19 protein-coding genes are annotated in these 23,594 nt (G+C 56.9%); 8 read left to right on the forward strand and 11 right to left on the reverse strand.

Annotated features, from left to right (window positions below):
- Nucleotides 1–124: 124 nt before the first annotated feature.
- The 3 genes from ACWJ62_RS14365 to ACWJ62_RS14375 all read right to left on the reverse strand — a co-directional run bounded on the left by ACWJ62_RS14365 (nt 125) and on the right by ACWJ62_RS14375 (nt 4,140).
- Complete coding sequence (locus tag ACWJ62_RS14365) at nt 125–2,317, reverse strand: OsmC domain/YcaO domain-containing protein (protein ID WP_449286798.1); 2,193 nt, start codon at nt 2,315–2,317, stop codon at nt 125–127.
- Between the two features lie 93 nt (nt 2,318–2,410).
- Nucleotides 2,411–3,106 carry an aspartate/glutamate racemase family protein gene (locus ACWJ62_RS14370; RefSeq protein WP_449286799.1) on the reverse strand — a complete coding sequence of 232 codons (696 nt, stop codon included), beginning with the start codon at nt 3,104–3,106 and terminating at the stop codon, nt 2,411–2,413.
- A 14-nt stretch (nt 3,107–3,120) separates the two neighbouring features.
- Complete coding sequence (locus ACWJ62_RS14375) at nt 3,121–4,140, reverse strand: sodium:calcium antiporter (protein WP_449286800.1); 1,020 nt, start codon at nt 4,138–4,140, stop codon at nt 3,121–3,123.
- Nucleotides 4,141–4,295: 155 nt separating this feature from the next.
- Here ACWJ62_RS14375 and ACWJ62_RS14380 point away from each other — a divergent pair, with 155 nt between their 5' ends.
- The 3 genes from ACWJ62_RS14380 (at nt 4,296) to ACWJ62_RS14390 (ending at nt 6,460) form a co-directional block, all read left to right on the forward strand.
- Nucleotides 4,296–5,207, forward strand: coding sequence for a pirin family protein (locus ACWJ62_RS14380; RefSeq protein WP_449286801.1), 912 nt, complete (start codon nt 4,296–4,298; stop codon nt 5,205–5,207).
- Between the two features lie 289 nt (nt 5,208–5,496).
- The gene (locus tag ACWJ62_RS14385) at nt 5,497–6,048 is read left to right on the forward strand and encodes an outer membrane beta-barrel protein (RefSeq protein WP_449286802.1); all 552 of its coding nucleotides are present in this window, start codon (nt 5,497–5,499) and stop codon (nt 6,046–6,048) included.
- Nucleotides 6,049–6,220: 172 nt separating this feature from the next.
- Nucleotides 6,221–6,460, forward strand: a complete 240-nt coding sequence (locus ACWJ62_RS14390) for a DUF1289 domain-containing protein (protein WP_449286803.1) — start codon at nt 6,221–6,223, stop codon at nt 6,458–6,460.
- A gap of 90 nt (nt 6,461–6,550) precedes the next feature.
- Here the strand turns inward: ACWJ62_RS14390 and ACWJ62_RS14395 are convergent, their stop codons facing one another.
- Nucleotides 6,551–7,039, reverse strand: coding sequence for a CBS domain-containing protein (locus ACWJ62_RS14395; RefSeq protein WP_449286804.1), 489 nt, complete (start codon nt 7,037–7,039; stop codon nt 6,551–6,553).
- Between the two features lie 283 nt (nt 7,040–7,322).
- Here ACWJ62_RS14395 and ACWJ62_RS14400 point away from each other — a divergent pair, with 283 nt between their 5' ends.
- Nucleotides 7,323–7,916 (forward strand): LysE family translocator, encoded by a 594-nt coding sequence (locus tag ACWJ62_RS14400; protein ID WP_449286805.1) that lies wholly within the window; start codon nt 7,323–7,325, stop codon nt 7,914–7,916.
- On the opposite strand, the gene ACWJ62_RS14405 is transcribed toward ACWJ62_RS14400, so the two are convergent.
- The 4 genes from ACWJ62_RS14405 to ACWJ62_RS14420 form a co-directional block, all read right to left on the reverse strand.
- Nucleotides 7,878–8,750, reverse strand: coding sequence for an AraC family transcriptional regulator (locus ACWJ62_RS14405; RefSeq protein WP_449286806.1), 873 nt, complete (start codon nt 8,748–8,750; stop codon nt 7,878–7,880). The genes ACWJ62_RS14400 and ACWJ62_RS14405 overlap by 39 nt on opposite strands.
- A gap of 93 nt (nt 8,751–8,843) precedes the next feature.
- Nucleotides 8,844–10,943, reverse strand: a complete 2,100-nt coding sequence (locus tag ACWJ62_RS14410; RefSeq protein ID WP_449286807.1) for a TonB-dependent siderophore receptor — start codon at nt 10,941–10,943, stop codon at nt 8,844–8,846.
- Nucleotides 10,944–11,031: 88 nt separating this feature from the next.
- Entirely contained in the window at nt 11,032–11,697 is a 666-nt protein-coding gene (locus ACWJ62_RS14415) for a DNA-3-methyladenine glycosylase I (RefSeq protein ID WP_449286808.1), read from the reverse strand.
- 13 nt (nt 11,698–11,710) lie between these two features.
- A complete protein-coding gene (locus ACWJ62_RS14420) occupies nt 11,711–12,835 on the reverse strand; it encodes a hypothetical protein (RefSeq protein WP_449286809.1) in 1,125 nt (374 codons plus the stop codon).
- Nucleotides 12,836–13,103: 268 nt separating this feature from the next.
- On the opposite strand from ACWJ62_RS14420, the gene ACWJ62_RS14425 reads away from it, so the two are divergent.
- Together ACWJ62_RS14425 and ACWJ62_RS14430 are read left to right on the forward strand one after the other, a co-directional pair.
- Nucleotides 13,104–13,646, forward strand: a complete 543-nt coding sequence (locus ACWJ62_RS14425; RefSeq protein WP_449286810.1) for an N-acetyltransferase family protein — start codon at nt 13,104–13,106, stop codon at nt 13,644–13,646.
- Nucleotides 13,647–13,662: 16 nt separating this feature from the next.
- Nucleotides 13,663–14,769, forward strand: coding sequence for a histone deacetylase family protein (locus ACWJ62_RS14430; protein ID WP_449286811.1), 1,107 nt, complete (start codon nt 13,663–13,665; stop codon nt 14,767–14,769).
- A 12-nt stretch (nt 14,770–14,781) separates the two neighbouring features.
- Here the strand turns inward: ACWJ62_RS14430 and ACWJ62_RS14435 are convergent, their stop codons facing one another.
- The 3 genes from ACWJ62_RS14435 to ACWJ62_RS14445 form a co-directional block, all read right to left on the reverse strand.
- Nucleotides 14,782–17,817 (reverse strand): EAL domain-containing protein, encoded by a 3,036-nt coding sequence (locus ACWJ62_RS14435; RefSeq protein ID WP_449286812.1) that lies wholly within the window; start codon nt 17,815–17,817, stop codon nt 14,782–14,784.
- A gap of 200 nt (nt 17,818–18,017) precedes the next feature.
- Nucleotides 18,018–18,929, reverse strand: coding sequence for a histone deacetylase family protein (locus ACWJ62_RS14440; protein WP_449286813.1), 912 nt, complete (start codon nt 18,927–18,929; stop codon nt 18,018–18,020).
- 39 nt (nt 18,930–18,968) lie between these two features.
- A complete protein-coding gene (locus ACWJ62_RS14445) occupies nt 18,969–20,165 on the reverse strand; it encodes a CaiB/BaiF CoA transferase family protein (protein ID WP_449286814.1) in 1,197 nt (398 codons plus the stop codon).
- Between the two features lie 165 nt (nt 20,166–20,330).
- Here ACWJ62_RS14445 and ACWJ62_RS14450 point away from each other — a divergent pair, with 165 nt between their 5' ends.
- Nucleotides 20,331–20,984, forward strand: a complete 654-nt coding sequence (locus ACWJ62_RS14450; RefSeq protein WP_449287094.1) for an ABC transporter ATP-binding protein — start codon at nt 20,331–20,333, stop codon at nt 20,982–20,984.
- Nucleotides 20,974–23,541: an ABC transporter permease gene (locus tag ACWJ62_RS14455; protein WP_449286815.1), complete on the forward strand. Its 2,568-nt coding sequence runs from the start codon at nt 20,974–20,976 to the stop codon at nt 23,539–23,541. The genes ACWJ62_RS14450 and ACWJ62_RS14455 overlap by 11 nt, the downstream gene beginning before the upstream one ends.
- Nucleotides 23,542–23,594: the final 53 nt, after the last annotated feature.

A 23,594-nucleotide genomic window follows, 5' to 3' on the forward strand; every position in this document is an offset into this window, starting at 1 on the left:
GGGTGTACGGGCATTAAACGCAAATAGGCTACTTGTAATGATCCAGTGTGGATCAGGACTGTCCGCGCCGCCAATGCGGCGCGGTTGGCTCAACTCCCGTTAACGGGGGCTTCATGACCCATGGTCAGATAGTCATGCCGGCCTTGGATGCGCGCGCCGCGTGCAGCTTTTGGTAGCTCTCGATCAACCGCTGGTGCTTTTCCAGCCCTTCCAGCTGCATGTTGGTAGGTTCAAGACCATGGAAACGAACGGAACCATTTACCGAGCCGACCACCGCTTCCATGGTGTTCTCTCCGAACATGCGCGTGAAGTTGGTGATGTAGTCGGACAGCTCCATCTCGTCATCGAGGGTGACTTCCAGTACTGCGTACATGGCGCGGTAGAACAGGCCACGCTCAACGGTGTTGTCGTTGAACTGCAGGAACATGTCGACGAACTCGAGGGCTTCTTCGTGCCACTGCAGGGCAAGACAGATCAGGATCTTGAGCTCCAGGATCGTTAGCTGTCCCCAGATGGTGTTCTCATCGAATTCCACACCGATCAGGGTGATGATCGTCATGTAGTTGTCCAGCTGGCTGGCTTCCAGACGTTCCACGAGATCGGCCAGTTGCTCATCGTCCAGACGGTGCAGGTTGAGGATGTCTTCGCGGTAGTCCAGAGCCATATTGGTGTTATCCATGATCAGGTCTTCAACCGGATACACCTCAGAATAGCCTGGAACGAGGATCCGGCAGACCGGTGCGCCCAGTTCCTCATAAACTGCCACATACACTTCCTTGCCCAACTCCTCGAGGATGCCAAACAGGCGCTCGGCTTCCTCCGCGTTGGTGCCGGAGAAATCCCATTCGACAAAATCGAAATCGGATTTAGCGCTAAAGAAGCGCCAGGACACCACACCAGTGGAGTCGATGAAGTGCTCCACGAAGTTGTTCGGCTCTGTGACTGCCAGACTGTTGAATGTGGGCGCTGGCACATCATTGAGGCCTTCGAAGCTGCGGCCCTGCAACAACTCGGTCAGGCTCCGCTCAAGCGCCACCTCGAAGCTTGGGTGAGCGCCGAAGGAAGCAAACACGCCGCCGGTTCGCGGGTTCATCAGGGTAACGCACATCACCGGGAACTGGCCGCCAAGGGAGGCATCTTTCACCAGGGTCGGGAAGCCCTGGGCCTCCAGGGCATCAATGCCTTCCAGTATGTGCGGGTATTTTTCCAGAACCTTCCGAGGCACGTCCGGTAGGGCAATTTCCTCTTCGATAATTTGTTTCTTCACCGCCCGCTCGAAAATCTCCGACAGGCACTGAACCTGTGCTTCGTTCAGCGTATTGCCGGCACTCATGCCGTTGCTGAGAAACAGGTTCTCAATCAGATTGGAGGGGAAATACACCACCTCGCCATCAGATTTTCGCACGTAGGGCAGGGAGACAATGCCCCGGTCGGCTCTGCCGGAGTTGGTGTCAATCAGATTGGAGCCGCCCAGCTCGCCGTCCGGGTTGTAGATGGCCAGGCAGTGGTCATCCAGTATGCCCTCCGGCAGCTCGTCGTTGGGGCCCGGCTTGAACCACTTTTCGTTCGGGTAGTGGACGAAGTCGCTGTTGGCGATATCCTCACCGAAAAACTGATCGTTGTAGAAAAAGTTGCAGCTGAGCCGCTCGATGAATTCGCCCAGGGCAGAGCACAGGGCGCTTTCCTTGGTGGCACCCTTGCCATTGGTGAAGCACATGGGTGAGGCGGCATCGCGAATATGCAGGGACCACACGTGAGGCACGATGTTACGCCAGGACGCAATCTCGATCTTCATGCCCAGCGCTTCAAGGATGCCGGTCATGTTGGCGATGGTCTGCTCCAGGGGCAGGTCCTTGCCTTCGATAAAGGTCTGGGTGCCGCCTTCCGGCTGGGTCATCAGCAGTGCCTGGGCGTCTGCATCCAGATTCTCGACGGTTTCAATCTCGAAGGTGGGGCCGGTTTGGACCACTTTTTTCACGGTGCAGCGGTCGATGGAGCGCAGGATGCCCTGGCGGTCTTTCTCGGAGATATCCTCGGGCAGTTCCACGGAAATCTTGAAGATCTGGTTGTAGCGGTTTTCCGGGTCCACGATGTTGTTCTGGGACAGGCGGATATTTTCGGTGGGAATGTCCCGCGCCAGGCAGTAGACCCGGACAAAGTAGGCTGCACACAGTGCAGAGGACGCCAGGAAGTAATCGAACGGGCTGGGCGCCGAGCCGTCGCCCTTGTAGCGAATCGGCTGGTCCGTTACGACGGTGAAATCGTCAAACTTGGCTTCAAGTCTGAGGTTCTCGAGGAAGTTGACGTTGATTTCCATTGCAAAGAGTCCTGGATCGGAGAATTTGGCGCGCCATGGCTTTTACTGGCGGCCATTATCCAGTTTTTGCAGGTGTTCGTCTTGGTCGGTCTTCTACGGATAATGTAACGCCAGCTCGACGGCTCGGGCGGCGTGAATCTCCGTGGTGTCGTAAAGTGGAACCTCGGTGTCGGCCTGGCTGATCAGCAAACCGATCTCGGTGCAGCCGAGAATGACCGCCTGCGCGCCGCGCCCGGAAAGCGACGAAACGGTATCCAGGTAGGCATGGCGCGAATCAGACTTGATCTCGCCCTGGCACAGCTCTTCGTAGATAACACGGTGCACCTCATCCCGCTGGCTTTCATCCGGGGTGAGAACGTCGATACCGGCGGCCTCCAGTCGGTCCCGGTAGAACGCCTGCTCCATCGTAAACCGTGTGCCCAGAAGGCCTACTCGGGTCACACCATCTTCCTTCAGCACCTGCGCGGTTGCATCCGCAATGTGCAGCAAAGGAATCCCGATCGCCTGCTCGATCTCCGGAGCAACCTTGTGCATGGTGTTGGTGCCGATCATCAGGAAATCCGCGCCTGCCTTCTGCACTGACAGAGCGGCCGCGGCAAGGATGTCGGCAGTGGCCGGCCAGTCGCCTTTGTGTTGCAGCGCTTCAATCTCCGCGAAATCCACGCTGAAGAGCACCATTTTGGCTGAATGCAGCCCGCCCAGCCGGCCTTTGACGCCCTCGTTGATCAATCGGTAATAGGTCTGCGTGGATTCCCAGCTCATGCCGCCGAGAAGGCCAATGGTTTTCATGGTTAAACTCCGTATTATCCGCTTGCCATCACGATTGATAGCGCCACCGCGTAGACCGTGAGCATCAACGCGCTTTCAAATCCTATCTTGCCGATTCCGTAGCGTTGGCGTCGGACCATGCCCATCAGGAGAGTGGCCGTCATCAGAATACTCACCAGGCCCCAGGTCATCTGTATCGGGGTAATGTCGTGATAGATGGAGCCGCCAGGGTAGCCGACATCGGCCGACGCAATCACCAGCATGTTAAAACAGTTGGTACCGAAAATATTGCTTACCGCCAGTGTAAGCGCGTTTCTGCGGATGGCCGCAATGGTTGTAACCAGCTCGGGCGAGGAGGTGGCGAGCGCGGTAAACAGCCCCCCGATCAGTGTATCCGACAGGCCTGTTTCGTCGCTGATCACCTTGGCGCCTTCCATCAGTACCCAGCCAGCGACACCCGTAATGGCAGCCATTACAGCGAAGTTGATCCATGCCTGGGCAAGGCCTCCATGAAGATAATGGCCGGGTTTGTCGGGGACGGTCTGGCGGGTCAGGCGGGGAAACCACATGGGCTTGCTGTCGGTGGTGCGAACCAGATGTAGTCCAAACAAATAGGCTGCGGTAATAACCGGCGTGATTGGGTGAATGCCCCAGAACGAAACTGGCGGACTGGCAATTGCCAGAAGTGGCAGAGCCAGCAAGACGATCAACAAAGCGGCCAGCATCAGGTTGGTCGAGGATGCCGCGGCGTGTTCCAGGTTGGCCTTCCGGTACATGATGTCCGCAATGCCCAGAAACACCAGGTTTGCGGCCATGCTGCCCATGACATTGCTCATGGCCAGATCCGGCCTTGAATCCAGCGCCGCGCTGAGGGTGGCGGCGAAGTCGGGCAGTGACGTTACTCCGGCCAGCAGGAAGATGCCGAACAAGGCTTCGCCCAGGCCGGTTCGATCGGCCAGTTCATCGGCTACCCGTGCCAACCGGCTGCCGGCAGTCACGATGACGAAAGTGGCGATGACGAAAGCGATGATGCCTGTAGTCAGTGATGAAAACATCAGGGCTCCGGGCCAATGGTATTGCTTAAATTTCTTGACGCTCACTATAGCGGGCCAGATTCGGTTAAGCCTAATATCGGTGACCAAGTAGGGGGCGCCTCTATAATGGCTCTACAATTACTCGGTAGGGGTATTATGCCCCTCGGGAGAGAAGCGTGAGTAATCTGATGAGATTGGCGGAGCAGGGCTGTGATGCCACTGACGCACCGTGCAGTGCTATTGAAACCATACTGAGCTCCCGGGTTGCGGATCTGGGCGGCTTTTCTGTCCGCCGCCTGTTGCCAACGGCAAAACGGAAAATGGTCGGCCCGTGGATTTTCTTTGATGAAATGGGACCGGCGGATTTTACGGCGGGCGAGGGCATCAACGTATTGCCGCACCCCCATATAGGCATTGCTACCGTAACCTACCTGTTTGAGGGCGAGATACTGCACCGGGATTCCGTTGGCAGCTACCAGCCAATCCGGCCCGGAGATATCAATCTTATGGTGGCCGGCAGCGGTATCGCCCATTCCGAGCGGGAGCGCCCTGAGATCACCGCAACGGATCACCGCTTGCATGGGCTCCAGCTCTGGCTGGCTCTGCCGCAAGAGCACGAAGAAACGGCGCCAGCGTTCCACCACTATCCAGAGGATGACATCCCCGCAGTTGAGATCGACGGCGTGCCGGTTCGAGTCATGATCGGCAGTGCCTACGGAGTAACCTCGCCCGTGCGCCAGTTCAGCGAAACCCTGTACCTTGAGGCCACCCTTAAAACCGGTCAGACCCTGGCGTTACCCCAGGCGCCTGAGCGCGCCGTCTACGTTGCCAGTGGAGCCCTGCGAGCCCATGGCTCTAAGCTGCCTACCCACAGCATGACGATCTTTTCCCTTGAGTCCGGTGTTGCCATTACCGCCACAGAAGATACCCGTATTGTCGTGATTGGCGGTGAGCCGCTTGGCAAGCGTTTTATCGAGTGGAACTTCGTGTCTTCTAGCAAGGCCCGTATAGATACAGCCAGAGAAGACTGGCGGGCAGGGCGGTTCGAGAAAGTCGTGGGTGATGAGGAAGCGTATATACCGTACTAGCCTGTCGTCTCGGTTGTCCACGAGCCCCGCGCCTTGTGTCCGGGGGCTAACCAGGCTCTGCTGGAGCCCTGGACTGACTGTGAGCCCGAAGCCGACTGTGAAAGGGTCGCAGCCATCTTAGAAGACCGGCGAACATCGAAAACGAATTAACCGTAGTGAAAAGCTGCATAAAAGACTGAAAAAACGGCCTTTACGAGGAATCAGAGGGTTTTGGCGCAATTAATTCGACAAATGTCAGAAGGTCGCCTAATTTTTAACCGATGCTCTCTTAGCAGAGGACTCTAAGATCATGAAACCTGTAATTCCTCTCACTCTTGCAGTCTCCCTTTTTGCAGTATCGGGTACTTCCCTCGCAGGCAGCGACAGCGGTCTGTATCTCGGCGCCTCGGTAGGCCAGGCTCAGCTTGATTTCGACGATGAGCTCCCGGACATCGGTGATGTCGATTTTGACGACGACGATACCGGCTACAAGATCTTTGGTGGCTACAACCTGGGCCTGATTCCCCTGGTGGATCTGGCGGTTGAAGGCGCCTATGTCGATTTTGGCAAGTTTAGCGGCAGCCTTGGCTCGCTCAGTAACGCGGATTTTGAAGTCGATGGCTGGACCGGTGCCGGGCTGGCCGGCTTCAAACTGGGCCCAGTTGGCCTGTTTGCCAAAGCCGGCTTCATCAGCTGGGACGGTGATTTCGATGGCGGTAGCGACGATGGTACCGACCCGTTTTACGGGGTGGGCGCCCGGTTCACTCTGTTCTCATTCCAGCTGCGAGCCGAATACGAGCGCTACGATCTCGATAACGTCGATATCGACTACTTCTCCGTAGGCGCCGCCTACACCTTCTGACCCCACAACACCGGGCAGGGCGGTTCGAGAAAGTCGTGGATGATGACGAAGCGTATATACCGTACTCGCCTGTCGTCTCGGTTTTCCACGGGCCCTGCGCCTTGTATCCGGGGGCTGCAGCCCTCAGCCTTGGACTAAGCCACTTCTTTAGCAAGAGGGTAAGCCAGAGTCCATGGAGCCCATCACCAAGAAACCCTGCATTGACGTCTGCGAGTTCGACAAGAAAACCATCTGCAAAGCCTGTGGCCGAACCAGGCAAGAAAAAAAGGAGTGGAAGCAGCTCTCTCCTGACCATAAGCAGGCGATCTGGACACGTATCCTGGAGTCTCACGGCTCGGGTAAAGGGAAGAATCCTAAAGCATTGCGCGAGTTGTACGAGAAGGCGAAAAAGAAGCAGCGGAAGAAGAGCTGACAACGCTCTGACGAGTGAGTGTGATTAGATAGCTCGCAAATCTGCAGCCGCCGCTTCCGCAAGCGGACGACTGCATTGAGCTAAGTGCTCTTACAAGGCGGCTGGAGCCTTATGGCTGAGGTGGTGAGCACTTACGTGCCGTAGGAAATCCATGGTTTCCGTTGAGGAAATCTTCTTGTCGCTGGCTTTCTTCGGGGTTTCAGTGCCGGTGAACGAAACGATATCTCCCATGCTCACCATGCCGCAAAGCTGGTTGTATTGATCGACCACCGGAAGACGCCGCACCTGATGTTTTTCCATGAGCTGTAGAACTTTTTTAATGCTGTCGCCCGGTGAACAGCAATACAGTTCACGATTACTGTAGATGTCCTCGGCACGAATATCCCACAACGGCCTGTGTTGCAGAGCCGCGCCCATGGCGATATCCCGGTCAGTGATTATGCCCAGTGGGTGTTCCATATCATCCACCAACGGAATGGCGCCGCAGTCGTTGTTCCACATCATCATGGCAACGTCCTGTAAAGACATCCGTGGGGAGCAGCTCGCCACGTCGGTAACCATCACTTCATTGACTTTCATTAGGATGTCCTCCTTCCTGAGGTTTGGCTGTCCAATGAATGCCGTCAGCAATTCGCCCCTGCGACATCGGATCCTGCATACTTCCTTGGGCCGTTCATCCTGAAGGCAGCGCTCTGGATTTTTATCCGGCGCCATCATCAATGTATTCTCGCCCAGGTCTGATGTCCATGATCCAGATTTCGACAACCTCGAATCCCTCTATCTCCACTAACCTCAATTTTATTCAATAAACTCTCCGGACTTCAGGCCAGACTCATCCCAGACACGAACGGAGAATAAAACAATGAGTCTTTCCCTGATCCTGCCAATGTCCGCGTTTGCTCTGGCCGCCTCTATATCTCCGGGGCCGGTCAACCTTGTCTGCCTCAGTAGTGGTACCCGCTATCCGGTTTCTCGCGGTCTTGTTTTCGTGACCGGAGCTACGCTGGGTTTCATTGCCCTGTTCATTGCTGTGGGTCTCGGCCTGTATTCGCTATTAACCATGCTGCCCATTTTCGAGGAGGTGCTCCGCTGGGCGGGCGTCGTTTTCCTGCTGTACCTGAGCGTGAAGTTGGCCACGGACAATGGCCGCTTGCCAGAGGGAGAGACCCGGAAGGCCCCCGGTTTCGCGACGGGGGCACTGATGCAGTGGCTCAACCCCAAGGCGTGGCTGGCCTCGGCTTCCGGTATTGGTGCCTATACCAGCGCCAACGATCTGGATCAGATTCTGATGTTTGCATCCGTCTACTTGCCGATTTGCTGGCTGTCGCTGGGCTGTTGGGTATACGCCGGTGCTTTCTTGCGCAGGTACGTTCAGCGGCCGGAGGTGCTGGTAACGGTGAACCGCATTCTGGCTCTATTACTCGCGGCCAGTTGTCTGTATCTGGTGATTGGGTGAGAGTCGACGGTACTGATTTGGCGTTGCGGCCATCAGCCGTTTGAAAGCACGCTGGAAATGCGGCTGATCGGCAAACCCTGCGTTCAGGGCTGCTTCGGCGATAGGAATGCCATTTTTCAAATCCACCCGTCCGAGTTGGACGCGGCGGTTTACCAGATAGGCGTGAGGTGTCAGGCCAAAATACTGCTTGAACGCCCGAATAAGATGCCCTGGACTGAAGCCGGAAAGCTCGCAGAGTGTGTCCAGCGAGACATCTTCTGCGGCATGGTGGTCCAGGTAACGTGCGAGGGCTGAGAGGGTGTCTGGTGCCCGGGATTCTGCAGTAACGGGTTGCTCGGCCAGTTTTTGCATCAGGTCCGACAGGAACTCAACCACTTCTGTTTGTTTTTCCAGCAAATCGCGCTGAGGATCGAGAAGACACTTCGCCATGCGACAATAGCGGTCATACCAGATGGCTTCAGATATGGTTGCGGTGGAAATGTCCTGCCAGCGAGGTTCTGGGAGAAGACCGGCGCGGAACCGAAGATCTGTCAGCCAGTCGGTGTCCACGTACAGCATCAGGTAGGCCCAGGGTTGATTGTCGATGGGATTGCAGGCATGAACCCACTCAGGATTCATGAGTACCAGATCGCCAGCGCGTACCCTGTAATAATCACTTCGGTACTGAAACGTGCTCTCGCCGTCGGTGATGGCACCAATCGACCATTGGGTGTGGGTGTGAGGGGAATAGCAAACTTTGCGCCCATCGCCCACTTTTCGCAATTCCACATTAGGAATTCGGGGATCTCGCCAGAACAGGGGCCTGCTTTCCGTGGGGCTGGCAATGGTTGGCATGGTTTCCTCGATCTTAGTCCCTGCAGATACTGTAATGCTAGCACGCCATCCGCAGCCTATGGTGGCTGGGGATGGCGTGAGAGGAAAGCGTGTTTAGAAACGATACTTCGCGTTGGCATTCACAGTGCGGCGCTCGCCGTAACCGCAGTCTGCGCCTTCGGAGCGGCACCAAGTGATGTACTCTTCATCGGCCAGGTTCTTGGCATCGACGGTGAAGTCCCAGTTCTGCCAAGTGTAGCCAATCATCGCGTCGTAGAGGGTAACGGAAGGAACGACGGGCCCGCCGCCTGAGCCAACGTTGTCACCCACGTAGCGCACCCCGGCACCGAACCGCCAGTTGTTGGCGATGTAGAGCTGGTTCCACCAGGAGGCCTGACGCTCGGCCACATAGGGCAGGCGATTGCCAGAGGCATCGTCTGTGGCGTTGAGGTCGGTATAGGCCAGCTGGGTTTCGAAACGCTGCCACCGCTTGTTCACCTGCAGCTCCCAGCCATCGATCACCGCGCCGGTCTGCTCGACACCACCGGGGGTGCTGCCGTCGCTGATCCGGTTCTCCTGGTTAATGTCAAAGTAAGCGGCGGTAATGCCCAGGGACTGGTCTGGGGAAACGTACTTAACGCCCGCCTCCTGCTGGTCGCCGGTGGTGGGTTCCAACGTGTTGGCCGCTGCGGTGCCATCGGTACCGAGGTTCATGCTGAAAGCTTCAGCGTAGCTGATGTACGGGGAGATCCCGTTTTCAAACCGGTACATTAAACCGGCTCGGCCGGTGGTGGCCTCTTCGTCGCTGACGGTGTCTGATCCCGAGACGGCCAGCTTGCGGTTCTCGGCCCAGTCGTGGCGAAGGCCCGCGGAAACGACAACAGGACCGATCTCAATGTGGTCGGCAATGTAGAGGCCAACCTGCTCAATCTTGTTGTCTGGCCGGTCGGATGGGTTGATGATGCTGTCATTCAGGTTGCCGTACTGTGGGTCGTAAACATCGAACGTTCCGCCCAGGCCATAGCCATAGAAGTAGTTGTCCTGTTTCCAGAGGGCATCCTGGCGGTCGGCTCCGATAATGAGGCGGTGGCGAGTCATGCCCAGATCAACATCGCCCTCGAGACGAGCGTCCATGTTGAAGAGACGGGTTTCAGCGTCTGCCGTGTAAATGGTTCGTGATACCTCACCGTTGGCGTCAGGAACGCTTGGAATAGTGATCCAATGCTCACGAGTTTCAGCGCTGGAATCGGTATAACGGGCCGTCGCGGAAAGCGCCCAATTCGGGCTTAGCTGATGATCGACAAACAGCGTTGCCTCCGTTTTTTCCCGGTCATAGCGATCCCAATCGGGTTCGCCGACGAACCGCTCGGAACCAATGATGCCCCGGGAGCCCGGCTCAAGCGTGCCGGCTTGGGGCAGGAACTGGGCGGATACCTGGCCTTTGTTCTCCTGGCGGTTCAGGAGCAGGGTAACGCTTGTTTGATCTGTGGCGCGCCAGGTCAGGGAAGGAGCAAGCACGTAGCCATCGTCTTCCACATAATCCACCTGGGTGTCACTGTCGCGTCCCAGTGCGATTAGCCGGTACAGCAAATCACCGCTCTCGTTGACGGGGCCGGTTACATCCACGGCCAGTTGCTTACGATTAAAGGTGCCGTACTGGGCCCAGATCTCGCCGCCCTGTTCCTCTTCCGGGAGCTTGGATACCCCATTGATGATTCCGCCCAGATCGCTCTGGCCATAAAGCATGGAGGAGGGGCCCTTGAGCACTTCGATGCTCTCGAGGGCGTACACATTGGTGCGAACAGTGTTGTAGGAACCGTAGATCTGACGCAAGCCATCCAGGTAGCGGCCGGCGTCTACTCCACGCACTTTTGCGGAATCGATTCGGGTGTCAAAACCGAAGTTGCCCGCGTTAACCCCGGGGGTGTAGAGCAGGGCGTCCTGGATGTTCTTGGCGCCGGAATCTTCGATGAAGCTGCGATCGACGATTGAGACCGAATAGGGTTGCTCTTCAACCGGAACGTTCAGTTTTCCAACGGCCGGCGTTTTTTCCAGAGGCATATAGTCCGGAGCGGTGATCGCATCAGAAACCACATCGAGAGCTTCGAGTGTGGTCGCGTCGTCGGTTTGCGATTGCGCCATGGCCAGAGAGCTTGCGCCGAGGAGTGAAACCAGTGCTGCAGAGCTGCAGCGTCGGGAGCGGATGACTTTCATACAAAAATGCGCCTTCGTTGTTAATGCGGAGGCGAATGATAACAATTATCATTAAATAAACAAGAGGCAATGAAATCGCGTGACAAGATCAGTCGATAGTAAACGAGAGGATTCTCGAGAGGTGGCTGTAGGGCAAGCCACTCTCCTCATGCCAGAGGTTAAACGCTTCCTGCGCCTGCATCAGCCCTTTCTTGCTGGTGGGAGAGGCATCCAAAACCTCTTCCCTATGCAGCGCGGCAATAACATCCCGTGAAAGGATAAAGCCGTCCCAACCCACTCGCCGCAAAAAGTACTGGGCGCTGTTGCCACCGAGTCTCGCTCCGTTGCGTTTAAGCCACATCAGCAGGCCGGCCTGGTCATTGCTGGGCCAATCGGCGAGGAACTTGCCAAAGCTGCCGTGTTCACGGGAGGCATCGACAATCATCCGCGCATTTTCGGGAACGGTCTGAATTTTCTGCGCGTTCCTGACGATGCGTTCGTCGCCCGCCAAACGCTCAAGCACTTCGGGAGGAACCTGCTGCCAGTAGAGCGGTACAAAACCTTCGAAGGCCTCTTCAAACTTCGGCCATTTGTTTTCGATCACCCGCCAGACGAAACCGGCCTTGAAGATGCACCGGGTGATTTCCGAAAGGTATCGATCGTCACCAAGAGCCCCAAGCTCGCCGGGTGCCGCCACTCTCGGCAGCCGTGCGCGAACCTCACTTTCGCCGCCTTTCTGGAGGACGGCCTGTTCGTAGATGCGGGAAAAGGACATAGCGGTCTCTGAATCAGTCCAGTCTGTTAAGTGATTTTCTGCTGCCAAGGTGTGCCAGGCCATTGATCAGGGTTCCGAGCAAGACGAGTGCCGGACGTAAAATGAATCGGAATACCCAGCTGCCGATGTACAACACGGGCAGCAATATCAGCATCCATCCGAGAAACTGCACCAGCTTTACCGGGTAGCCCAGGATTTCGGACACCTCGGCCAGAAAGTCGTTGATGATACCCGGGTGCGTGACCACCAGGTACCCTACGCCGATCACGGCGGGCCATTTTGCGTATCGGGCGGTAGTCAGCAGCATGCGCCCGCTGTTGGCCAGGCGAGCGCCAAGCGCCGCAGACCGGGTACCCGCCGCGGCGCTTCGCGATGAAACCGCAACCGCGCGTCCGGCCCGAAGCACTTTCAGTGCGCTGGCAAAAACCAGAACATCCACTGATGCCCAGCCAACGTCAGCGGCGGACACATCCTCCCCCGTGCGGTGCTGAATCTCAAGGTTGCGGATGCCACTGGCGAAAAACTGGTTAATGTTCTCCAGAACCCGTTCCGTTCGAACCCAGATAATGTCGCCCTGGTCGTTTATAACAAACTGGCCCAGGAAATCATGCCCTTCTTCCTGAATAAAGCGCACGGCGTACCACCCACGCTCTTCCCGAGTCAGCTTCTCCTTTCTGGGCGTGCTTTGCTGGGGGGCTGCATCGGTGTCTGTCTTTCCGCTCCCGGTGAAGAACTCCACAGCCGCCTGGTATTGAGTGGCAAGATCGTTCATCAGCTCGATCGAGCCAATGGGGTTGCTCAGGAAATAGTGGATCGGCGGAAGAATGATTTCGCCATAGAGCCGAAGAATTTCCCGGAATTCCGGTTCAGGTCCGTAAACCGGAAAGATCTCACGGGTAATCGTTGGGTATCGCAAATAGGCCGCGCGGGCCTTCAGGAGAAGAAGCTCGTCGTCCGACATATCGAGCAATGCGGCCTGAAGTTCCAGGGGCTCCGATTCGATGCGAGGGAACTCCCGGAGAGTATCCTCTGCCTGAATCCGGATCAGCCGCTCTTCAATCAGCATAGGCCGCGAGCCGACAGAGGCTACCAGCGCGATCATCGTCGCGAGGCCAAGAATCAGGAAAAGTTTCCTCATCGTCTCTCGCCCTGGATGCTCACTTGACCGATGTGGTTCCGGTACGCATGCCTCATAGAAATCCCGGTGCAATTCAAATCAGGTTTGTTGTTGAAACTAACCTGCAGCCGAAATTATTCCAAGAACAGTTTCAAGGACTTTGCTTTTGTAGCGGGATCAACCAGCGACTAAGCTTTGAAGGTTAGCTCATATGTATACGACCCGAAAATGCAGATCACTCCTGGTTTTACCCGGTTTGCTCTACACGGCGGTCTAGCGGGAGTTGCACGTGGCTGGAAAGCAAGCTAAGCGTGGATTTGTGATCAGAGAGGCCTGCGAAGAGGATCTGCCCGAGATGGTGGGTTTCCTCGCCAAACTGGCCCTGCATGTCTCGAGTGCGCCTCCCCATGACTTGAAGGAAAGTGAGTACAAACGGCTTTTGCGAACTCTGCACTCCTCCCTGGACGATCCCAACAGACGACTCGTTGTGGCCGATAGCAAAAGCACGGGGCTTGTTGGCATGGGTTATGTGTACATCCTGCGAAGCCAGGGGATCTGGGAGCAGTCGGAAGCAACAGAATTCAAGTCTGGCGTTATTGATGATATCTGGGTAGAGCCGGAATTCCGGGGGCTTGGCATTCTGAAAGCATTGTTGCGGGACCTCGTGACCTTCGCGGAGGAGCATCACGCCTCGGAGCTGATCCTGGAATATTCTGCTTCAAACAAGGAGGCCAAGGCCGCCTGGACCAAGCTGGGTTTCAAACCGACCGGGGTTCGAGCGGCAGCATTTACCTCAGTAGTGAAGCAGGCGCTGTCGGGACCACAAACATGAGAAAAGGAAACTGGTAATGATCGGCGATCGCAGTGTGAATGTGTTTTACGATGAGATCATGCTCGGGCACAACCCCGAGGTGGATCTCCCTTTCATGCCCAGTCGGGTGGAAAAACGCGTTCGTTCCATTCTTCAGGGCCTGGATTTCAAATGGAGCTATCCAGAGCACCCTGGGCGTATCAGCGCCATCAAGGAGTATCTGGATGAAAACCCGGTGGCGGGTATTCAGTTCAAATCCGGCGCTGCTGCAGCAACCTACGATCAGCTGGCCCGGGTCCATACCACCTCCTACCTTGATCACGTTTTTTCACTGGATGGCAAGCGGGCCTGGCTTGATAAAGACACGACAGCGGTTTCCCCGGACAGCATCAAAGCCGCTACTGCTGCGGCCGGCAACGCCATCGCCGCTGTTGAAAGCGTTGTTAAAGGGGAATGCGAAAGCGCATTCGCCCTGATTCGACCACCCGGCCATCACGCCGAACCGGTTCGCGCGCGGGGGTTCTGCCTGCTGAATAACGTGGCGGTCGCTGCGGCCCACGCCCAGGCCAAACTGGGTTGCGAAAAAATCCTGATCATTGACTGGGATGCCCATCATGGCAATGGTACCCAGGACATCTTCTGGGCAGATCCCGATGTCCTGTTCTTCGATACCCACTGCGCGGCGCCATTCTATCCCGGGTCCGGTCACCTGGAGGAGGTCGGTGATGGGCTCGGGGAGGGCTACACCATCAACGTGCCACTGCCGGAAACGGCAGGCGACGTTGCCTTTGAGAAAGTGTTCCGGGAGATCCTGATGCCGGCGGCGGATTACTTCAAGCCGGATCTGGTGCTTGTCTCTGCCGGCTTTGATCCGCACAGAAACGATATGGCCATGAACCTCAGCTATGATGGCTTCAAAGTGATTACAGGTATTGTTCAGGCTATTGCCGACAAACACTGTGAGGGGCGCTTGGCGCTGGTTCTGGAGGGCGGGTACAGCCTGACTTCGTTGTCCAAGGGGGTGCACGCCGTGCTTGAAGTGCTGGCAGGAGGGGAGGTGCCAGAGGTTCATGAAGTAGGTGTCCAGGACGCCGAGGAGGCGGCGGAGTTCCATCGGTCTGCTTTCAGTGATGATCAAGAGTAATCTAAACTCGGTCTAGCGCCGCACCTTTCCAATTGCTTCCTCGAATGGCAGCGGCCGGGAAAATAGATAGCCCTGAGCCTGATCACATTTGCGCTCGCGCAACATAGCGAGCTGCTCCTCAGTCTCCACGCCTTCGGCAATAACTTTGAGCTTCAGACTGTGAGCCATGGCAATAATGGTGTTGACGATCACCTCGCTTCCGGGGTCAGTGGTCAATTCAGTAATGAATGATTTGTCGATCTTTAGCGTGTCGATAGGGAAGCGCTTCAGGTAGCTCAGACTGGAGTAGCCGGTACCGAAGTCGTCGAGGGAAATGTCTACGCCCAGCTTCATCAATTGCGACATAGTGGCAATGGCTGATTCAACCTCGTAAATCAGAGCACTTTCCGTTATCTCAAGTTCCAGGTTGGCCGGCGGCATGCCGGTTTTCTTGAGGACTTCCTGAATGACAGCAACCAGGTTTTCCTGATGGAACTGGCGAGCCGACAGATTTACCGCCAGTTTAAGACCTGGCACCTCCACGGCCTGACGGCAGGCTTCCTCCAGGACCCATTTGCCAATCGGAATGATCAGACCAGTCTTCTCGGCGAGAGGAATGAAGTGGTCCGGTGCGATCATGCCTTCCGTGGGGTGATTCCAGCGCAACAATGCTTCGAGGCCGACAACTTGCCGGGAAGCGATGTCGATCTGGGGCTGATAGTACAACTGGAACTGGTCCCGCTCCATTGCATGCCGCAATGAGGTTTCCAGTGCAAGCCGGTCATCAACGGCACCGTTGGACTGCGGGACAAAAAGCCGATAGTCGTTGCCGCCATGTTCTTTGATAGCGGTCATCGCACTCCTGGCGCTGCTGATCATGACGTCCAGATTGACTCCGTTGCGCGGGTATTCTGCTATGCCCATGCTGCAAGACACGAATAGTTCCCGCCCGTCCTCCAGCACAATTACCGAGTGCAGTTCTCCATTTATGCAGTTGGCGATCTCTGAAACTTTGGCGGCGCTCTGGCCCGGAAGGAGCACAACGAATTCGTCGCCTCCCCAACGCGCCACCGTATCAGCCTCTCCCACGCATGATCGGATGCAATGGGCAACTTTCCGGAGCACATCGTCGCCGCCTGTATGACCGAGGCTATCATTGACCTGCTTGAAGCGGTCGATGTCTACGTAAAGTATGCTGAATATACCGTGATGCCTGTCGGCCTGGAGTATGGCCTGTTCGAGGCGGTCGGTCAGCAAGAGTCGATTTGGCAGGCCTGTAACACTGTCGAAGTGAGTCAGATACTCAAGTTGCTGGCTCTTTGACAGATTAGCGATTGCAAAGGATATATCGCCAGCGACCTCATGCAAAAGCTTCATTTCCGCCGGGTCGAAGGAAAACGCCTCGCGACGATAGAGCACCAGAGCTGCCTCAAATGAATGACCCTGGGGTGTCAGCGGGAACACTACTAATGCCTGGACACCAAGATCTATCAGATCCCGAAAGTCACTAACGTTGTGGCGTTCAGCCAGCTCGTTTCGAATCACCACATGATGTCCCTGCAGACACTCCTGGACAATGCTCTTCTCGGCGACGGATAAAGGTCTTTGTCGTAGCTGATGATCGGAAGCGTTGTGTTTCAACAAAGAGCATTGGCCCGACGCCCGGTTGTATTGCACGACCATCGCTGCTGGTATTTCCCCCGCTTCAACCGCAATGCGCGTTGCCTCTTCGAACAAGGCCTCCTGCGTTTGGACTCGCACTATCAGGGTATTAATACCACTCAAAACCCTGTGAATGCGGTTGAGTCTGAGGATCTTCTTTTCGGCTTCGACTCGTTCTGTAATGTCCACAATCGAGGCCATGACATGACGCCCTTCGACAGTCCTAACAGGATTGAGAGCAATTTCGGCCGGGAACTCGGAACCGTCCTGGCGGAGAGCAAATAGCTCCCGCCCCTTGCCCATCATGCGTTGTTCGGGCGAGTTCATGTAACCATTGACGAATCCACTGTGCCCTTTGCGGAACCGATTGGGCATCAGGTACTCGACCGACTTTCCGACCAGCTGTCCCCTGGGGTAAAGAAAGAGCGAGTGTGCGAGCCGGTTAGCCATCTGGATTGTGCCGCTCGTATCGATCATCACCGTGGCGACGGGAGAGGAGTCGATTGTCGAGCGGAAGCGGTCTTCTTCTCGGTTAAGAGCATCGGCGCCCAGCCAGCCAACGAAAGTCAGCACCAGAATGCTCGCAACGGCGCTCATGGCAAACCCGAAAGCGTCTCCATAGTAGCCGGCTTCAATGCCCTTGAGGCTTAACCAGCACACCAGGATAGGTGTAACCACGATGAACGGTAATAAACTCCGCAAGGATCGCCCACCGATAAAGGTACTCGTGGCAGAGCTCATTACGCCTTCACGGGGCCTGATCAGAAGCATGGCAGCACCGCAGAGCACGAACAGCAGGGATGTGTGCAGTGCCATCGTGGAAAAAATGGTGAGTTCGAACTGCTGAACACCGAACAGGTAACCAATCAGCGCTGATCCGCTGATCGTGAATAGAGCCAGAGCAAGGATTTGTAATGCGACTGTGGCCTGGCGCATAGGTGTTAACGTGGCAACCCATGCAATACCGATAATGCTGAAACACAGTGCGGTGCTGATGGACATTCGCCCCGGGTATGAATCGGGCGGCGTTCCGCTATCCATGACCACGAGATTATCGATGCCAAGCTGCCAACCAGTACCGTACTCGAGAAGTGTCAGTGCAGAAACGACGATAAGGAACACCGCCGCCACCGCGGTAACGGGGTCGTGTCCGTGAGGGATCGGTCGCAGCGATTTGTGTTTGAGGATAAAGCCAGAGATGAGAAAGCACAGGGCTGTATTGAATTTCATTGATTGGAAGCCCGGTAAAACACGTTTACCAGCTTCAATATCAAGAAACCAGGACAGCAAAACCAGGCTGGCTACGGCGATAATCACCCAGCCGATCCGGTTAACGATGCTCTGATAGATTCCCGGTGAACCTATCGCAACGTCACGATGCAGCTGAATGGCCTCCTGGCTCGGCATTCCTGGCGTCCCTCCTTAAGCGGAAACTGCTTATTGGTGTGAAGTTTGCCGCTTCTTACTCAAATCCACTCATTTCTCGGATGGCGTTGTTTTACCTGGACCAATGCGGTCACCGTAACACTCAGCCCAACGAGATGTAATCTTGCTCACTAGTGCGTTTTATTCTCAAATTGTAGTTCAAACGGGCGGCAGTACTTGGGTCAGAAAGAGACAAACAGCCGGCACGCTTCCTCGACGACAATCCCGTGGCGCCTTGCCAATTGAGCCCGGTCATCATCGTATCCTCCACCAATAACCGTCGCTACCGGAATACCCCGTCGTTTCAGTTCGCTGAGCACCTGAAAGTCTCGTTGATGAATTCCTGCCTCGGAGATGTTCAGCCGGCCGAGTGGGTCATCCCTGAAAACGTCTACCCCAGCGTCGTAGAGCACGATATCCGGGCGCGATAGCGCAAGTGCTTTCTGCAGCGTCTCGCTGACAACCTCCAGATAGGCTTCGTCTTCGAGGCTATCCGGTAAGGCCACATCGAGATCGCTTGCCTTTTTCTCGAACGGGTAGTTGCGTTCACAGTGAATGGAGCAGGTAAAGGCATTCGGCTCATTCGTCAACAAGGCAGCGGTACCGTCACCCTGATGCACATCCACATCGAAGATAAGCACACGTTCAATGCCCTCCTGTTGCAACAGCACGTTAGCGGCGATCGCCAGGTCGTTGAGGATGCAGAAGCCGGCAGCGTAATCGTAATGGGCATGATGAGTGCCACCGGCCAGATGACAGGCAATGCCATGCTGAAGGGCCAACTGCGCCGTCAGAACCGTGCCGGAAGGGGCCAGGAAAGTGCGTCGGACGAGGCCCTTGCTCCAGGGCAGATTCATCTGACGTTTCTCCCGCGCCGAGAGTTGATCGCCGGCGAAACGGGCAAGGTAATCCGTGCAGTGGGTACGGGTCAGCCACGCCTGCCGGCATGGGGCAGGGCGAAAGCTATTGGCTTGAGTGAGAAGCCCTTTTGAGCGGGCGTAATCGGCAAGGAGCCCGAATTTTTCCATGGGAAATCGGTGCTTTGCCGGGAATGGGAAGCTGTAGTCTGGATGGTGAACCACGGGTACGGGCATTGGATCGTCCGGGAGCGGTGTATTTGCTGCGTCAGAACGTTATTCGGCGGGTACCGCTGCGATGCCTGAATCGCACATTGCCTGGATCTCCTCGCCGGAATACCCGCATTCTGCCAGCAGTTCGGTGGTTTGCTCGCCCAGCCGTGGTGCCCCTCGCCACTGCTGCTCGGGTGTCGCCGAGAAGCGTGAAGGCGCCCGGGCCTGACGGAGCCGCCCAGCCTGTGGGTGATCATAGTTTGAGAGCAGGCCGTTCGCCTCGACCTGAGGATGGTCCAGCACTTGGGTTCGGGTTAACACCGGGGCGCAGGGCACTTGCTCGGCTTCCAGTTTTGCCAGCCAGTGTTCGGCCGTGTCGGTTTTGATAACCGACTGGATAAGTTCCAGCCTGGCGTCGATGTTCTCCTGTCGCAACTTCGCGGTCAGGAAGCGCGGATCCTCAGCCCACCCCGGACGATTCAAGGCACGAATAAGGGCCTGCCACTCACGATCGCTCTGAACCGCAATGGTGATGTAACCGGTTGTGGTCTCATAGATGAGATCCTGAAGGCTTGCAGCCTCCTGCTGTGGCACTTCACTGTGAACAAAGGTCTGGCTGCCCATGTCGGAGCTCCAGAGAAACGCGATGATTGCGTCCAGCATGGACAGCCGGACATGCTGGCTTTCCCCGGTGCGTTCCCGGGCAAACAGAGCTGCGGTAATCGCCTGGGCTGCGGTTACACCGGTGAGTTTGTCGGGCAGGATGGTCCTCACCAGTTGCGGACGCAGTTCATCGGCGCCGGCCTGCACGGTGGCCAATCCGGAGAGGCCCTGAATCAGCGGGTCGTATACCGGTCGCTGGGAATAGGGGCCGGTGTCACCGAAACCACTGATTGATACCATCACGAGATTCGGGGCCACCTTGCGCAGCTGTTCTTCGCCGAGCCCCATCCTCTCAATGACGCCCGGCCGGAAGTTCTGCACAAAGACATCGGCCGACGCTACCAGTCGAAGCAGCGCGTCGCGTCCTGCCTTTTCTTTCAGGTTCAGTGCCACTGATTTCTTGTTGCGGTTGTTGTTGAGGTACAGCGCCGACATATCGCCCTGCCGATTGGCCGCGGAGCGAGTAAAGTCGCCACCCGCCGGATTCTCGATCTTGATAACTTCGGCACCCTGATCCGCCAGTATCATGGTCGCGAGAGGCCCGGAAATCACGGCTGTCAGATCGATAATGCGAATGCCATCGAGCGGTCCGGTCATGGTCAGGACTCCTGTTTTTCCGTGAAGGCGCCAAAAAACGTGAGTGCGCCACTCTTAAAAAGGGTTCGTACTCTAAACTTTATGCGGATGCCGATCATTTACTAATACGCAACAGAGCAGGAAATTCATCAAACCAGAGGAGCGCCAGTGTCCACCAGTGTTGAAATGACCGACATTTTTCTCGAGTACCCCACCGAGTCCGGCAAGGTCGCCGTACTCAAAAATGCCTCCCTCATGGTGCCCCCGGGAGAAACACTGGCAATCACCGGCCCCTCTGGCAGCGGGAAAACGTCCCTGCTCTTGTTGCTGTCTGGCCTGCAGCGACCGACCAGTGGTGAAATTCTGGTCGGCGATCAACGCCTGGGCAGCATGGACCCGAATGCTCTGGCGGACTGGCGAAGTGAGCACCTTGGCATTATTTTCCAGTCCTTTCACCTGCTGCCTGGCCTCACGGCCCTGGGAAACGTCAGTCTGCCGCTTGAGATTGCCGGCGAGGCCAGGCCGCGGGAACGAGCTCTCGCCATGTTGGAGGCAGTAGGTCTCAGCCATCGGCTGCAGCACTACCCGGGGCAGCTCTCTGGCGGCGAGCAGCAACGGGTAGCGATCGCTCGGGCTCTGGTTCACCAGCCAAGCCTGTTGTTGGGGGATGAGCCCACAGGCAATCTGGACCACGAAACCGGTGAGAAAGTGCTCTCCCTGCTGTTCGACTTGCACAAGGACAGCAAATCGACGCTGGTACTGGTGACCCACGACGAGCGCGTTGCCGAGCGTTGTCAGCACAGAGTCCGGATGGACGGTGGGCGTCTCTATGCCTCCTGAACGCTCCGCAAACCCGCTCTGGATGCTCCGATTCGCGATCACCGATCTGCGTTCACGTATTTCTGCATTGAAGATTTTCCTGGCCTGCCTGATCCTCGGCGTTACCCTTGTGGCTGCGACAGCCAGCCTCTACCGGGTGATCGAGCAAAGCTTGCTGGCGGATACCCGCGCGCTGCTCGGTGGCGATGTGGAGCTGGATACCAGCGAGCCGCTGCCCGATGATGCGCTCGAATGGATTCGTGCTACCGGCAAAATTTCACTGGTTCGGGAATTCGATACCATCGTCAGCGGAAGCGGCGGCGACGGCTTCTTCCGGGCCGAGATACTGGTTCCGGATGCCCTCTACCCCCTCTACGGCGAGCTGGAGCTGACACCGGATGAACCCCTGGGTGTTCTTACAGCCCAGAAAGAAGGGCATTGGGGCGCCATTATTGATCCGTTGCTGGCAGAACGCCTGGGCCAGTCGGTTGGCGACCAGATTGAGATTGGCGCAGCCACCTTTCGAATCAGCGGCCTTATTCAGAAGCAGCCGGATCGGAGCTTGAACGCCAATTGGCGCGGCCTGCCGATCATGATTTCTGAACAGGCGGTCGAGGCAACCGGATTGATTCGCCCGGGTAGCCGCGTGGATTACGAATACCGGGTACAAACCGAACAGAATCTCGACACCTGGCTTGAGGAATTTGAGCAGGCATTCCCGGATGCGCGATGGGAAATCACTACTTTTGCCGAGCGCAGCGAACGGATTTCCGAGCGGCTGGACCAGATTGCCACAGCACTCATCCTTATCGCTTTCACTACATTGTTCATCGGGGGTCTTGGCGTTGCCAACAGCATCCACGCCTACCTCGATGAAAAGCTGGGCACGATTGCCACCCTGCAAACACTGGGCCTGCGCGGCAAACCGCTTGTCGGCATATACCTGCTGCAGATTGGCATACTGGGTAGCCTTGCGGGGCTGATTGGTGGCGGTATCGGGCTAGCTCTTTCCGCCCTGGCGATCAGCCTGGCGGGCGATGCCTTTGCATTGGCAGGCCCCGAGGGGGCCGGGGGCTGGCTGTCCTTGTGGCTGGTTCCCTTGCTGCTGAGCTGGCTGTTTGCTGTTCTTACTGCTTACGTGTTTGCACTGCCGGCACTGGCTCGAGCCCTGGCTGCTGCGCCGGCCGGACTCTTCCGGGGACAGGTCGAGGCGGCTCCAAACGAGCCTCGCAGCTGGCGGATTGCCAGCTATTTACTGCTGGCCGTCTACATCGGCGCTACTCTGTTCTGGCTTCCATCGCCTCATCTGGGCTTTCTGTTCCTGCTGGCGGTTGCGTTGCTCTGGGGCCTCCTGGAAGGGCTGATCAACGGTTTGCGCCGTGGTGCCAAGGCTCTGGAAAACGGCGGTTTTGCCGACCGCAGGTTCGCCCGGCGGTTGGCCCTGGCCAATCTGCACCGGCCAGATTCGCCGCTCCGGGCAACCCTGCTGTCACTGGGCACCGCACTGACGCTTGTGGTGGCCTGCACGTTGATGGTTACCACGCTCCTGAGGGCGCTGGAAACCACCATCCCGGAACAATCGCCGGCCCTGATTCTCTATGAAGTGTTCCCGGACCAGATGGAACCGCTGCAAAACGGCCTGGAAGCGTTGGATGCTTCCAGTCGCGTTGAGCTGCTTCCGATGGTCCGTTCCCGCCTGGATACCATCAATCAGCAGCCAATTGCCAGGGTTCTCGCCGATGATGCCGAAGCTCGGCGCGAAGCCATGGGGGATGAATACAAACTGAGTTATCTCTCGGGAAATCCCGAAGCACTGGAACTGGTAGAAGGCAACTGGTGGGAATCGCCGGCCCCCGAGGGAGAGCCCGCGTACATGGCCATGGAAGACCGGGAGGCCTACCAGCTTGGACTGGGTGTGGGCGACCAGCTGACCTTCACTGCACAGGATAAGAGCATCGATGTCGAAATCCGTGCAATTTACCGGCAAAAAGGGCTGCAGACCCGATTCTGGTTCGAGGGCATATTGCAGCAAGGCGCACTGGACGACTTGATCAGCCTTTACGTCGGTGCGGTCTACCAAAGCGATGAGGCGGCCAGGAAATCCCAGCAATGGCTGGTACAGAACATTCCCAATGTAATCACGCTGCGCACCGCTGACTGGCTGGAAACCGCCGGCGATCTGCTGAACAAGGCAGCCGCGGGCCTGGCTGCTGTAGCATCGGTCAGTCTTCTCGCCAGCCTGCTCGTGCTCTCCAGCGTGGTCAGTGTCAGCCGCAGGCGCCAGCTTTACGAGGCCAACCTGTTGCACTGCCTTGGCGCCCGTCACGGAGCTATCCGCCAATCCATGCTGCTGGAAACCGGTTTGCTGACCTTCCTGGCAACGGTTTTCGCGACGGCGCTTGGTGCGCTAATTGCTTTACCTGTTGCTGACCTCGCCTTGAAGCTGCCGGCAGCCGATTTATGGTGGGTTGGGGCGCTGGTTGCCGGAAGTGTCAGCTCGCTGGCGCTGCTGGGTGGACTCCTGCCCACACTCAGGGCAATGCGGTTAAATCCCGCGGTGTTGCTCAGAGACAGTTAAAAAGGCCTGCTATAGTAATAAATTCGTCTTTTTCATTAAGGAGGTGTAAAAAT

The sequence above is a fragment of the Marinobacter sp. PE14 genome (assembly GCF_053566155.1).

Bases quoted from the DNA above. Each gene is read 5' to 3' on its own strand.
- ACWJ62_RS14365 (WP_449286798.1), bottom strand. From the start codon at position 2,317: ATGGAAATCAACGTCAACTTCCTCGAGAACCTCAGACTTGAAGCCAAG.
- ACWJ62_RS14370 (WP_449286799.1), bottom strand. From the start codon at position 3,106: ATGAAAACCATTGGCCTTCTCGGCGGCATGAGCTGGGAATCCACGCAG.
- ACWJ62_RS14375 (WP_449286800.1), bottom strand. From the start codon at position 4,140: ATGTTTTCATCACTGACTACAGGCATCATCGCTTTCGTCATCGCCACT.
- ACWJ62_RS14385 (WP_449286802.1), top strand. From the start codon at position 5,497: ATGAAACCTGTAATTCCTCTCACTCTTGCAGTCTCCCTTTTTGCAGTA.
- ACWJ62_RS14390 (WP_449286803.1), top strand. From the start codon at position 6,221: ATGGAGCCCATCACCAAGAAACCCTGCATTGACGTCTGCGAGTTCGAC.
- ACWJ62_RS14395 (WP_449286804.1), bottom strand. From the start codon at position 7,039: ATGAAAGTCAATGAAGTGATGGTTACCGACGTGGCGAGCTGCTCCCCA.
- ACWJ62_RS14400 (WP_449286805.1), top strand. From the start codon at position 7,323: ATGAGTCTTTCCCTGATCCTGCCAATGTCCGCGTTTGCTCTGGCCGCC.
- ACWJ62_RS14405 (WP_449286806.1), bottom strand. From the start codon at position 8,750: ATGCCAACCATTGCCAGCCCCACGGAAAGCAGGCCCCTGTTCTGGCGA.
- ACWJ62_RS14410 (WP_449286807.1), bottom strand. From the start codon at position 10,943: ATGAAAGTCATCCGCTCCCGACGCTGCAGCTCTGCAGCACTGGTTTCA.
- ACWJ62_RS14415 (WP_449286808.1), bottom strand. From the start codon at position 11,697: ATGTCCTTTTCCCGCATCTACGAACAGGCCGTCCTCCAGAAAGGCGGC.
- ACWJ62_RS14420 (WP_449286809.1), bottom strand. From the start codon at position 12,835: ATGAGGAAACTTTTCCTGATTCTTGGCCTCGCGACGATGATCGCGCTG.
- ACWJ62_RS14430 (WP_449286811.1), top strand. From the start codon at position 13,663: ATGATCGGCGATCGCAGTGTGAATGTGTTTTACGATGAGATCATGCTC.
- ACWJ62_RS14435 (WP_449286812.1), bottom strand. From the start codon at position 17,817: ATGCCGAGCCAGGAGGCCATTCAGCTGCATCGTGACGTTGCGATAGGT.
- ACWJ62_RS14440 (WP_449286813.1), bottom strand. From the start codon at position 18,929: ATGCCCGTACCCGTGGTTCACCATCCAGACTACAGCTTCCCATTCCCG.
- ACWJ62_RS14445 (WP_449286814.1), bottom strand. From the start codon at position 20,165: ATGACCGGACCGCTCGATGGCATTCGCATTATCGATCTGACAGCCGTG.
- ACWJ62_RS14450 (WP_449287094.1), top strand. From the start codon at position 20,331: ATGACCGACATTTTTCTCGAGTACCCCACCGAGTCCGGCAAGGTCGCC.
- ACWJ62_RS14455 (WP_449286815.1), top strand. From the start codon at position 20,974: ATGCCTCCTGAACGCTCCGCAAACCCGCTCTGGATGCTCCGATTCGCG.